This is a genomic window from Acidiphilium iwatense (assembly GCF_021556475.1).
GTDB lineage: Bacteria > Pseudomonadota > Alphaproteobacteria > Acetobacterales > Acetobacteraceae > Acidiphilium > Acidiphilium iwatense.
This window is the reverse complement of record NZ_JAKGBZ010000069.1, coordinates 1-12,560: the sequence shown is the minus strand read 5'-3', so window position 1 is coordinate 12,560 and position 12,560 is coordinate 1. Positions and strand designations below refer to the sequence as shown.

Genomic DNA, 12,560 nt, shown 5'->3' with positions numbered 1-12,560 from the left:
CGCCAACGTCCGATCCGTCGTCGGGACCGCCGCGCGACACGGCCTTGATGCCTACACCGCCATCAAAAACGCCGTCACCGGAGCATCACTGCCGATCGACCCCCTGCCGGGTTGAGCAGATACCCATTACCTCAGCTCGCATGGCCGCTGTCCTCTTCCTGTCGCCGCTTTGCCTCACGCTCGCGGAAATAGCCCCGCACGCAGGCGATCACCGTGCGCCGCTCCAGCGTCCGATCGAGGAGCACGTTGATGGTTCCGAGGTCCTCGGCCGCCAGCTTCGCCAGGGGACGGCCGAGGTAGTCCGCGATCGCGAGTTTGGCCGCGAGCACGTTCGGGAAGTGCAGTTCACGAAACGGGTCAGGGTCGATGAACGGCACGGTCATCGGAATGGCGGCGGGCGTGATCGCGGCCGGCGTCGGCCCATCCAGCGCCGCGCGCGGCAGGCCAAGCTTGCCCGCCAGCGCCTCAATACGGTCGAGCCGGCCGTCCGTCGCCGACTTGCGGAAGCTGCGGTAGCGATGCAACGGGATCGGCCCGTCGATCGGGCCGAACGGCCCGTATCGCTGATCGGCGTGCTCAACAAACAGTTCGTGGTCGAACAGCCCCCACCAGAGCGTCACCGTCTCGCCCGCCAAGGCAGGCTCGACCTCATAAACAACGCCGTCCACCTGCACCCTGGCATCGACGCCGACCCGCCGGCGCTCGGGCTCGCGTGCAAAGGCGCAGAACCGCTCCCAAGCGCACATGGCCCGGTTGTGTCGAATTGCCTGTTCCGACCGCGAAAATGGTTCCGCTGCTTTACGACGGCACCGTGGTCACCGTTTCGGGGCGTTGGCGCTGGAAGGCTTGGTTACGTACCCAATCGGCACGACGTGCTGCTGAGTGCGGCACCAACAACGCAACCGCACCCGTTGCAGCCGAGAGGCTTCACCGCGCGCAGACGTCGGTATCCTTCAAACTGGGTATGCACTTCACACCCGTAGCCTCCCAGGGATAGCGATTGAGGGTGCCTGGATCATCCGGGTTGACAATAGCCTGGGTGCCGAAGCAACAGAGACGGCCTACTGGGCGAGGCGATAGAACAGCATGCCGTGGGCTTTCGAGTTCCGGCGGTTGAAGCGGAAGCAGAACTCGTTGAGGTAGTAGTCGAGATGCTGGTGCTGGATGCCGCCCGGCGGGGTGCCCATGATCCATCGCTTGAGCAACGAGGCGACCCCTGTGGACGCGCGGCATGACGACGTGGGCGGGATCGAGGCTGGAGCTGATCACCGTCACCTAGTGGTGGTAGCCAGCGGCGATCAGGCTGGAATAGCCCCCCAGCCGTCGGTCTGGATCGTCGCCCCGTGAGCTCGACCGTGCTGCGCACGATGACCATCAGACTGTCGGCGGAGACGTCGGTTTCGAAGCCTCCAACAAAGGTTTCGTCGTCGACCTTAATCTCGCCGTGCAGGCTGTCTCGGCCAGGCCGGACCATCTCCCGCCGCAGCTTGTGCAGCCACGTCCAGGCCGTCCGGTAGCTATCCAGTCCCAACACCCGCTGGAGGCCCAGGGCACTGACGCCGGTCTTTTGGCTGGTGATGCATCACAGCGCCACGAATCACTGCCGCAACGGCTTGTGGGTATCTTGGAAGATCGTGCCGTCGGTCACCGTCGCCTCCGCCTCGTACCTCCGGCAGCACAACTGTCCGCGAGACATTTCCCAGGGCGTGGCATCCGCCACCCCGCAAGCCGGGCACACGAATCCATCCGATCACCGCAGGCGACGGATGTAGTCCCGGCAGGCCACCTCGCTGCGGAACCACGCCTCGAACTCCTGGAAGGTCCGAGGATAGTCCCCCGATCGCGGGACGATTGCTTGCGTCTTGATCCCGACGCAACTGCGGGATACTATTTCTTGGCGTTAGCTTTCGGCAACGGTATGGCCACGAAAATCGCCTGATTATCCCGCATGATCCGCACGGCGATCGCTTTGGCGTGATGAGTCTCGGCATTATGGATCGCGGCGATCACTTCACCGGGATTGGTTATCGCAGCGCTCCCGATCCCCACGATCACATCGCCGGAACGGATGCCTGCTTGGTCTGCTGGAGAGTCAGGTGCCACATGAACGACCACGGCACCTTGCGCGGTCATCGGCAAATTCAACTGCTGGCGATTGCTCGGGGTGAGTAGAGTGAGGACGAGGCCAAGTTCAGCCTTTTGTTGCGTGCTGGCGGAGACGTGCGTAAAGGCTGCTTGAGCATTAGCCGGGAATTTCTCGACTTTGATGGTCGTCGATTTGATGTGATGGTCATGATCGTATGCCACATGCACGGCGTCGCCAGGTTTGACCTCCGAAATCGCGAGAGCGAAATCACGAACGTCCTTAACCGTTTTGCCATTCAGCTTGGTGATAACATCGCCGGGCGCTAAGCCGGCCTTGGCTGCCGGACCACTCGGTTCGGTTTCATCGATCAACGCACCATCGGCGTGTCCGTCATGCGACTTCAGGCCCAGGGCTGTCGCCATTTCCGGACTAACGTCTTGAGCCTGCACACCGATGAAACCGCGATTGACATGACCATACTTGATCAATTCAGTCGTAATTCGCTTGACCATGTCGGATGAGATTGAAAAACCAATACCGACCGAGCCACCCGAGGGGGTAAGGATGGCTGTGTTGACACCGATCACCTGACCTTTTTGATTGAGCAGCGGGCCGCCGGAATTACCTTCATTGATCGGGGCGTCAGTCTGGATGAAACTGTCATATTCCCCATCGCCGATATCGCGTCCCAAGGCGGAAACGACTCCGGTCGTCACCGTTTCTGCGAGGCCAAAAGGATTACCAATCGCAATCACCCATTGTCCTGGCAGCACTTTTTTAGAATTTCCCAGTTCAAGGAAGGGGAATGGCTTAGACCGTGTGACCTTCAGTACTGCAAGATCGGTGCTTGGATCGGTGCCAACGATTTTGGCGATCAGACGTTGGCCGTCAGATAATGTGACAAACACCGATTTCGCGTTTTTGACAACATGATTGTTCGTGACGACGTAGCCCTTTGGACTGATGAAAAAGCCCGATCCCTTGGCTTCTACTGGTTGAGGTTTTTGCAGATGAGGAAACGGGATAGAAAACGGAAATTGAAACGGCGAGCGTGGCTGGCCCTGGTTGCCGGTTTGAGCAGTGTTGTTGATTTTGAAATGCACCGTTACCGAAACAACTGCCGGCTTTACGATGGTAACCAGCGGTGCGAAGTTGGGGAAGGGTTTGAAACCCCGCTGGACTTTCGCGGTCGCATTCAGCGGCTGATCATTGGCGAAGGCCGGATGCATCGTCGCGACGGTCAGGCTGGTTCCGGCGAGTAGCATTGCAGGTAACGCTGCTATCCGTTGTGGACGGGGTCGCGAGAGGAACAGTGTCATTCAAACTTTCCTTCATTGAAAGCCGCCCCGTGGGCAGTGATCCCATAGTCGAACAATCCGGTGGCGCCTGCACGTCGTGCTCATACATTATTCGCGCAATCGTTTGTCGAGAGTGCGATATAGTGATGATTCTAAATGTGCGTCGGTTGCGAAGATGAAACTCTTTTCACCTGCTCGCATCCACAAGCAGCAATTAGGGTTTGACGTTGCTGACTTCGATCACGTTCGCATGTTCATCATGGATAGCCACTCGATGGGGGGTTGATGCCGACCAAAAAAGCCGTGTAGCCCCTTGGCTCATGCGAGGGGCCTGCAAAAAACTCTCCCGCCTAAGTGTCGCTCGGGCGTGTATCGTCTCTGCGGCACTGCTCGCGACTGTCGCACCTGCCAGTGCGGCATCGGCCGGGCAACGGGGGCCTTCAACCACTCGGCAGACCGGGTCATCGAGACCCGAAAATGTCGCTTATGCCATACCACGTTCGACATCGATCAACGGTGCCGAAACGATACTGGCGCAACCGCTGACGCCGAGCGATGCCGCGATCTATCAGCGCGTGTTTACCGATCAGCATGACGGCAAGATCGCTGCAGCCCAGCGCCTGATGGCGCGGGTCGGTAATCCGCTGCTCAAGGGCCAGGTGCTGGCGCAACTCTATCTCGGCCCTTACCACCATTCGACGCCCGCCGAGCTTCAAGCCTGGCTCACCGCCTATAACGGTCAGCCGCAGACACGGCGGATCCGCGCGTTGTTGCAGCAACGCCTGCCGCGCGGAGCCCATGCGCCGGCAGCGGACGTATCCTATCTGCCCGAACCGAGCATGACCGCCGGTGGTGCCGCGCACTCCGCGCCGCGCGGAGTGCTGGTGCCGCGCTATCTGGCCGACCGGGTGGAAAACCTCACAAGGGCTGGCGATAGTGGCCGGGCGATCATGTTGATCAGCCTGGACAACCATATCTCGGCCCCGGCCGGCGCGGCATTGCGCGGCGATGTGGCGCGGCACCTATTCGTCAATGCCCAATACGAGCAGGCTTTTACGGTGGCGAGCCAGGCCGCGCACGAGGGCAACGATACCGTGTGGCGGCCCGATTTCATCGCGGGCCTCGCCGCCTGGCAGATGCACGATGTCGCCAAGGCCTTGCCCTATTTCACCGCTGCTGCCACCGCCGCCGCTGCGAACAGCAGCGCCGGCCAGCGCGCGGCCGGCGCGTTCTGGGCCGCGCGGGCGGCGTTGGGGCTGCGCCAGCCGGATGCCTATCTGCATTGGCTCGACCGGGCGGCTGCGGCCCCAGACAGTTTCTACGGGATGCTGGCAGACCGTCTTCTCGGCCGTGGGCTGAACGGTACCGGCCTCGCGGCCAGTCTTTCGGAAGCCGATATCGAAGCGGTCGCGTCACACAAAGATGGCAGGCTGGCGTTCGCTCTGCTGCAGGTTGGCCGCTCAGCCGATGCCGCGCGGGCGCTGCGAGCGTTGTGGCCGGATATTCAGCGCGACCCAGAGCTTGGCCGGGCTGTGATGCGGGTGGCGGCATGCGCCGGGCTGGTGGATGTCGCGGTCGCGCTCGACCAGACCCTGCCGGGCAACGCGATCGCCGGAGCGCGGCTGCCCTTGCCAGCGCTGCACCCGGCGGGCGGCTTCAATGTCGATCCCTCGCTGGTTTATGCACTGGCCCGCACCGAGTCAGGGTTCAATCCCAACGCGGTCTCGCCGGTGGGTGCGCGCGGACTGATGCAATTGATGCCGCAAACCGCATCGGCCATGGCGCGGCGCGGCGGCATCGCGGGGAAGCTGGGCGATCCGTCGGTCAATCTGGCGCTGGGGCAGAGCTATCTGCTCTATCTGGGCAGAGCCGGGGGGCAGCGCAACCTGCTCGATATTCTGGCCAGCTACAATGCGGGTCCGGTGGCGGCGGCGTCCTGGACGCATTCGATCCATGACGGCGGCGATCCGCTGATTTTCCTGGAGTCGATCCCGTTGGCGCAAACCCGGCGGTTCGTGCGCCAGGTGCTGGCCGATAGCTGGCTCTATGCCGAGGAAATCGGCACGACGTCGGAAAGCCTCGATGCGCTGGCGGAGGGCCGGTTTCCGCGTCTGTCGCCCTATGGGCCCGCACTGGCGGAACGCTGATCCGTTACCCGTCGGCGCTGTTGTATGAACCGGGATCGGGCGAGAATCACCGGTGTCTCGGGTTATTTGACTCGACCGCCGACAGCCATTCCGAGGTTGATCATCCGATTGAGGACCTTGCAGGCGATTTTCGCTGCGGGGCGTGACGTGTTCTGGCTTGCGCGATGGCTGCAGGTGCGCGGTATTGAGGTCGATGCCATACATTCGACGAGCGTCGCTGTGGCGCGCGAGCACAGCCGGGCAAAGACAGACCGTCTGGGCACCGCGATGCCGATGCACGTGTTTCTGCGCTGGCTGTGCGGTAAGCGCGGACATTGCATGATGGTCGCGATCCCGACGCGCGGAGAAAGAATGCCAAGCGTCCCATCCGAGAGCGTGAAAGCCTGGTTCGGCCGATCGTATGGCCCATCCCGCACAGGCTTTGGCTGAGCTTGCGTAAGCTCTTGCACGTCCGCAGCAGCGGCGATTGCGGATCGCCGCGCGTCTCCGGTTCGACCAGCGAGCGCGGATCGTCAAGTAAGCTTGCATCCGTCTCGTTCACAGGCTTGCGACCGCCGCCTGGCCGACGGATCCGCTTCGCATCCGGCGTCTCACCCGCTGCGCAATTCCGCTAGGCCACGGCCGATCGTGCTGCGCGCGATGCCCGTGTGGCGCGGGTGACCGCGTGTGACCCCGCCATGTCCGGCCGACCTCACCTCGGCCGCCGCAAACCACCGCCGCCCGCCCTCGTCGAGCCCCGGAGCAAGCGCCTCGAAGCGCTGGCGTATGGCCGGTTCGTCAATCACCCCAGGACGATATAGCCTTGTGACTCCCGATGGAATCCCGTCAGCAATAAAAATCCGACCCAATGCGATTCACTTGTTCACAGACGGGCCCTTAGCTTATTCTCCCTCGGAATCTGTCCGAAGGACTGGGACTGCCGTATCTGACCTACGAAGGTCGGATAGCTTTGGCCAGCTACGCTAGTAGCGATGCGTATAGAAACCACTGGTGTTGTCGCGCCCGTGAAAGCCGGATAGCTCTGGCCAATCACGTCCGGTGGTGTTTGTGCAACAAAAGGCTGCTCTGGCATGACCAGGATCCCCTGACCCGCTCGGGCTAGAGAACTCCAACTCAAAATACCAGCGGCAACCGTTACGGCCAGAAAGATTTTGTTCATCGTAGTTTCCCCTATTTCTCCCGAGGGAAACCTCAGCTCACCATGGGCCGGGAATTTTACTCGGAAACGCAGGCAACATCTACAATATGGCAAATAAAGTATGTTGTATACATAAATTCTACCCGAATTAGGCGTCACACACAAAAATGATCATATTTACCGATCGGAGGTTTGAAGCCGGCAGTTTCGAGCCTCGGTCTCAACCCTGTGATTGCGGCGATTGCCTATTGAAACTTGGTCGATAAAGGGTCCGAACACGAGCGTATGGCCCACTCCGCCTGCATCGTCCGACCCGGTTCCCTTGATTCCGGCTCATACCGTGTCAGGGGGGACGATTTTTCCAGCGGCCCTGACGCGATGCGGCCCAACCAGGCTGACAGTAAAAACATGATTATGAACTCGGCCTGCGCCAGAACCGCATTCGGCTCGACTTTTATGCGGTCCTGCGGGTCCGGGATGCCGCCACCAAGGTGCAGGATATATTGTAGATCGGGCGTCGCGGTCAGCCACGGCGTAACCCGCGCGGTATAGTCCAGTTCAAAATCCATCTCCGCGCTCGGAATCGGTCTATCAGCGCCACCGAGTGCGTTCTCAGCCCGAATCAGGCTGATTTTCCGCGCGCTGATCCGGTCGTAGGAAATGGCAAAAGCGGCGGAATCATGAGACCGGCCGGGGAAGGTGCCGTTCAGCACGATGCCGCCTTGCACGTCCAGGGAAGTCAGATTGTGGCTGGGTGGCGCATAGGCGATCCGCGAAAAGACGCGCAGCCAGCGGGTGCCGTGTCTGTGCCAGAGGGTCTGGGTATCGCCGGCATAAATCGCATAATCCCCGTGATCGAGTCGGGGAGTGCCAGCATCTAGACCCAATACTGTTCACTTAACGATTTGGATGGCGACTTGAGTGTTGATTAGCGGCCTTTGCCTTCCTCCTTTTCGTCTGAGGGGAAAGTTGCTCATCTTGAGTTTGCCTAAACCACGCAGCCGATAGGCATAATCCGCTTCGCCGATGACCAGCGCGCCGGCATCGAGCGGAAAGATCAGCCCGTTGGAATCGCGCGCCGGGGGGGGGGGGGGGGGGGGGGGGGTGTGGGCCCTTCGAGCGGCTGTCCAAGCGGATCGCCGCTGAACAAGCCGCCACGCAGCCGCAGTCGCCGCGTCGCCTGCACGGCGGCCATCATGCCGGGGCCTTCATAGGAATAGGCTGGCCCTCCACCCGGTAGGTTGTTCGCCATGATATTGCGGTAGGTGAAGTTGGAATTGACCAGAACCGCAGCGGCCGGATTCTGGTCGAAATTCTCATCGATGCCGAACTTGCCGATCTTGATATAGATTGTATCATGCGGCGCCCGCCAGCTCAGATAGGTGTAACCGCTTGCAATCATCGCGGCCTGGCATTGCTCCTCCGTGCCGTACAATCGATCAAATTCAGCCTCGCTCAGCCCTTTCTGCAACTGCACCGCATTCCGAGCCATCGATTTCCTCCGCTCACACCTTCATGTTCTTATTTTGCACTTATCGGAAAGCGGCTGATCAAGATGGATAAGCAGGAAGACTTTTCCCTGCCAGGCGCCACCGCCAAGCACGTCGGACGGTACTGGCTGCTCGACCGCGCCGAGCTTTATCTCTCGCGTGGCAAAAAAATGGCCGCACGCCACCCCAGTCTCCAAAAAGATAGTGGCGAGACCAAAACGACGTCAATGTGTGGGTCGGAGAAGGTTGGCTGGCATGAGCCGGTGACGTCAGTTCGGCGACAGCGACCATGATGAAGCACAGATCTTAATCCACCCTGGAGTGCAGCCATCTCGTTTCGTTTGTTTACGAATTGAGTTATCGAGAGATAATTTGGGCGCATTTCTGAAGCCAACACAAGATCATAGCGTCGGTCGTGCGCAAAACGGGAGAAATTTTCATCGTATTTTGAACGAGTGACAGACAAGGATGGTCATGAACGATCAAGCGGAAGCTCGCGGTTTTGGTGCAACTCGCATCCTGTTCGGCGTGATCTGGGCAGTAAATACATATTTACAAACAAGCCCAGCTTATGCAGCGCATTTTCTGAAGATGTTCGGTGCCGATACGGTAACTGGACAGCCGCATTGGGTGGTTGTCTATGGGAAGTGGGCGGCTGGGATTGTCGGCGCGATGGGGGCGGTTTCTGTCGCGCATGTGACGATCATGATCGATGGGTTGCTTGCGTTGTCGCTGCTGACCGGCCTGGGATTTCCGACGATGGGTTGGGTGGGATTAATCTACAATCTCTGGCTCTGGTCGACCATCGGTGGTTTCGGTGGACCATACACCAAAGGCGTTACCGACCCCGGCACCGCGATCATCTATGCACTTTGTTTTTTCTTGGTGATTGCAACGCGCGCTTGGCAATCAGTCAGCCTAGCGCGCCGCCCGCCGCAGACGGTCAATCTAAATGCGTTGCATGCGGGGCGCATCGCCTTCGGGCTACTGTGGTTATTCGATGCTTTTTGGAAATGGCAGCCGTTCTTTTTGCACCATGTTCTGAGCTACCTAAAACAAGCGCGGCTTGGTGAACCTGCATGGATCAAGGCTTATATCGAGTTCTTCATCCATGTCCTGACGGCAATCGGTCCTCTGACTTTTGGTGTTGCCGCAGCACTTGCTGAAACCGCGATCGCGATTTCATTGTTGATGAACATCGCGTTACGCTGGATGATCCCATTCGGCATCGTCTATAGCCTTGGCATATGGACCACCGCGGAAGGATGGGGTGCGCCATACGGCGCCGGTTTTACCGCAAACAAAGGCGATGTACTGGGAACGACTAATATCTACGTCATTGCATTTCTATTTATTGCGGCAAACGTCTATTTAAATAACAAAGAAAAATTCAACCGCAACACTAAATTTTTGTAATGTTATTGGAAAGAATTGGGCATCTTGATGGTGGTATCTGAACCCGTCAAAAAAGCTCACGAGCCATCAGTTAGACCGAGCTTCCGATTTGTTTTTCTCGTAAGTCGTTGAAAATACCCGACTGAGGCCACAAATCGCCCCCAAAACGCGCCCATGTAATTGTAAAGAATAACTTGCTTGTCAGGGGATATTGTGTATATCATAAGACATGTATATCGAGGCGGTTCCCAACCGGAATTCTCCCCGGGCGATCCTGCTGCGCGAAAGTCATCGCGAGGGCGCCAAGACCCGTAAACGAACCCTCTGCAACCTCTCCGACTGGCCCCCGCCTTCATCGAGGGCTTGCGCGGCGTGCTGAAGGGCGGAACCGTCATTCCCGCCGGACAGGACGCCTTCCAGATCGCCCGTTCATTCCCCCATGGCCATGTCCTCGCCGCCCTCGGCACAGCACGGCAGATCGGGCTCGATAGTTTGCTCGGCCCGGTTGGCAACCGGTGCCGTGATCTCGTGCTCGCGCTCATCGTCGGCCGGATCCTTGATCCACAGTCCAAGCTGGCCGCCGCCCGTGCGTTTTCGCCGGCAAGCGCAACATCAAGCCTGGGCGAGATGCTCGACCTCGGCAGCGTCGATGAGGACGAACTCTATACCGCCCTCGACTGGCTCGGCGCGCGCCAGGAGGCGATCGAACGCGCCCTCGCGAAGCGTCATCTCCAGGGCGCCACGCTGGTGCTCTACGATGTCTCATCGAGCTATATGGAAGGCCGCTGCTGCCCACTCGCCCGGCGTGGCTACAATCGTGACGGCAGGACGGGAAAGCTCCAGATCACCTACGGCCTCTTGTGCGCACCCGACGGCTGTCCGGTCGCGATCGAGGTGTTCGAGGGCAACACTGGCGATCCGGCAACGCTGGCCAGCCAGGTCGAAAAACTCAAGACGCGATTTCACCTCGACCACATCGTGCTGGTCGGCGATCGCGGCATGATCACCGAAGCGCGGATCACCGACGATCTCAAGCCGGCCGGCCTCGACTGGATCACCGCGCTGCGTGCGCCCGCCATCAAGGCACTTTGCGACAGCGGCGCCTTGCAACTCACCCTCTTCGACGAGCGCGACATGGCGCGCATCACCACACCGGACTTTCCGGGCGAACGGCTCATCGTCTGTCGCAATCCCGATCTCGCCGCCGAACGCCGGCGCAAGCGCAATGATCTGCTCGCCGCAACCGAGCGCGACCTCGCCCAGATCAAAGCCGCGGTCGACCGCAAGCGCACGCCGCTCCGCGGCACCGCCGCCATCGCACTCAAGGTCGGCGCGATGTTCGATCGGCACCAGATGGCCAAGCATTTCCGCCTCGACATCACCGACACCAGCTTCAGCTTCGCGCGCAAGGACGACGCAATCGCCGCCGAAGCCGCACGCGATGGCCTCTATGTCATTCGCACCAATCTCCCCACCGAGACGATCGATGACCCCGCAACGGTGCGCAGCTACAAATCCATCGCCCGGGTGGAGCGCGCCTTCCGCTGCCTCAAGACCGTCGATCTCCATATCCGGCCGGTCTACCACTGGCTGGAGGGGCGGGTGCGGGCTCATGTGCTGCTCTGCATGCTCGCCTATTACCTCGAATGGCATATACGCCAGCGACTGGCACCGATGCCGTTCGAGGACACCGACAAGGATCTCGCCGAGACCCTGCGCCCCAGCGTCGTCGCCAAAGCCGAGCGGTCCCCAGCAGCACGCCGCAAACAGACCGCCAAACAGACCGACGACGGCTTGCCGGTCCACAGCTTCCACAGCCTGATCGCAGACCTCGCGACACTGACGCGCAGCACCGTCACCACCGCAATCTCGCCAAACCTCCCGATCACCATCACCGCAAGGCCAACACCCATCCAGCAAAAGGCGCTCGACCTTCTCGCCATCCGCTGTACCCAGTAACTACCCCGCCCAATCACAAATTATCGTTCCGGATCAATGGGCTGTGCAATTCGAAAGAAGAAAGCTCAGGTTAGACTTGCTGCATAACTGGTTCTCCGGCGAGTTGTGGATTTCCAATTCGTTAATGTCAACACGTCGAAAGATTTTGCGAAGGTGGATCGCCTGGCTGCCAAGTGCGGGGATCAACCAATGAAGAATGAGAAAAGAGCGTGACGGGCGCAAGACCGTCACGCTCAAGTTCCCCCAACCGTCAGCCAAGGCGGCGGTCGGGGGGAGGGAGGCGTTATTACTATCCTGCGCCGGGATCCATTTTTTTGCCGTGCTTCTGGATAATGACGCAGATCCGCGAAATACTAACGATTAGCAATGTCTTGGAACCGTTTCTGCTGAACGGTGATCATTCGCAGGTTCCTTTATTTCTCGGGTTTGTAGACGTAGAGCGCGCCTGCCAGGCCGGCATAGGCGTAGACATCATGCGTTTTGAGATCGACAGTGCCGGTGTGAGTCAGACCGACCCCGGTCGAGACGAACGTCACCGGCTTCATCGTGTTCGCGTCGTAGACGTTAAACCCCTTGCCCGCGCCTTCAAAGGCATAAACCAAGCCAAGCTTGGGGTCCCACTCCACTTCGTCGATGCCGGACTTGGCAGACAAATGCTTGAGCACCTTGAGCGTGTCCGCGTTGAACACATAGACTCCCGCTGTCGTTGTGCCGACCCAGACGGCATTTGTCTTGGGATCGTAGATCTGGCCTTTGGTTCCCCCAAGATTGGTTATGTCACAATGAGTATTATATTTGTACAAAATCTTCCCGGTCGTCGCGTTGAGCATTTCCTCCCAGGAATCGTCAGGCATGTAGAGGACGTTCTTGGACGGAACCAGCCAACCAACATCGGGGCCGCTTCCCTTAGTGGGATAGAGCGGAAACTTGGTCTCGAATTTCGGGTCCTTGCCGGTGCTGTAGACATCGACCCAGTTGTTATCGTCCATCGCCACGTAGAGTTTATGCGTGGCGGGATCGAGCCACATTCCGTCCGGCGAGGTTCCG

General features: G+C 59.7%; 9 protein-coding genes and 4 pseudogenes. 5 read left to right on the top strand and 8 right to left on the bottom strand.

The window, feature by feature from the left end; all coding sequences use genetic code 11:
• Positions 1-131: 131 nt before the first annotated feature.
• The 3 genes and pseudogenes from L2A60_RS18735 to L2A60_RS18725 all read right to left on the bottom strand — a co-directional run bounded on the left by L2A60_RS18735 (position 132) and on the right by L2A60_RS18725 (position 3,405).
• A complete protein-coding gene (locus tag L2A60_RS18735; RefSeq protein WP_235705993.1) occupies positions 132-746 on the bottom strand; it encodes a hypothetical protein in 615 nt (204 codons plus the stop codon).
• A gap of 315 nt (positions 747-1,061) precedes the next feature.
• Positions 1,062-1,867, bottom strand: a pseudogene (locus L2A60_RS20795) (IS1595 family transposase).
• Positions 1,868-1,887: 20 nt separating this feature from the next.
• On the bottom strand, positions 1,888-3,405 hold the full coding sequence (locus L2A60_RS18725) for a Do family serine endopeptidase (protein WP_235705992.1): 1,518 nt from the start codon (positions 3,403-3,405) through the stop codon (positions 1,888-1,890).
• Positions 3,406-3,959: 554 nt separating this feature from the next.
• Here L2A60_RS18725 and L2A60_RS18720 point away from each other — a divergent pair.
• A complete protein-coding gene (locus L2A60_RS18720) occupies positions 3,960-5,531 on the top strand; it encodes a lytic transglycosylase domain-containing protein (RefSeq protein WP_235705991.1) in 1,572 nt (523 codons plus the stop codon).
• Between the two features lie 24 nt (positions 5,532-5,555).
• A complete protein-coding gene (locus L2A60_RS18715) occupies positions 5,556-5,960 on the top strand; it encodes a hypothetical protein (RefSeq protein ID WP_235705990.1) in 405 nt (134 codons plus the stop codon).
• Between the two features lie 4 nt (positions 5,961-5,964).
• Here L2A60_RS18715 and L2A60_RS20970 read toward each other — a convergent pair.
• The 4 genes and pseudogenes from L2A60_RS20970 to L2A60_RS21040 all read right to left on the bottom strand — a co-directional run.
• Positions 5,965-6,072, bottom strand: a pseudogene (locus L2A60_RS20970) (hypothetical protein); the annotation flags it as partial.
• A gap of 49 nt (positions 6,073-6,121) precedes the next feature.
• Positions 6,122-6,316, bottom strand: a complete 195-nt coding sequence (locus L2A60_RS18710; protein ID WP_235705989.1) for a hypothetical protein — start codon at positions 6,314-6,316, stop codon at positions 6,122-6,124.
• Between the two features lie 598 nt (positions 6,317-6,914).
• A complete protein-coding gene (locus L2A60_RS18705) occupies positions 6,915-7,556 on the bottom strand; it encodes a carbohydrate porin (RefSeq protein ID WP_235705988.1) in 642 nt (213 codons plus the stop codon).
• Positions 7,557-8,065: 509 nt separating this feature from the next.
• A pseudogene (locus tag L2A60_RS21040) lies at positions 8,066-8,161 on the bottom strand (IS1595 family transposase); the annotation flags it as partial.
• Between the two features lie 63 nt (positions 8,162-8,224).
• Here L2A60_RS21040 and L2A60_RS18695 point away from each other — a divergent pair.
• The 3 genes and pseudogenes from L2A60_RS18695 (at position 8,225) to L2A60_RS18685 (ending at position 11,513) form a co-directional block, all read left to right on the top strand.
• Positions 8,225-8,452 (top strand): hypothetical protein, encoded by a 228-nt coding sequence (locus tag L2A60_RS18695; RefSeq protein ID WP_235705987.1) that lies wholly within the window; start codon positions 8,225-8,227, stop codon positions 8,450-8,452.
• 181 nt (positions 8,453-8,633) lie between these two features.
• A complete protein-coding gene (locus L2A60_RS18690; RefSeq protein WP_235705986.1) occupies positions 8,634-9,575 on the top strand; it encodes a hypothetical protein in 942 nt (313 codons plus the stop codon).
• A 208-nt stretch (positions 9,576-9,783) separates the two neighbouring features.
• Positions 9,784-11,513, top strand: a pseudogene (locus L2A60_RS18685) (IS1634 family transposase).
• Between the two features lie 413 nt (positions 11,514-11,926).
• Here the strand turns inward: L2A60_RS18685 and L2A60_RS18680 are convergent.
• The coding region (locus L2A60_RS18680; protein ID WP_235705985.1) for a YncE family protein at positions 11,927-12,560 on the bottom strand (634 nt) is incomplete at its 5' end.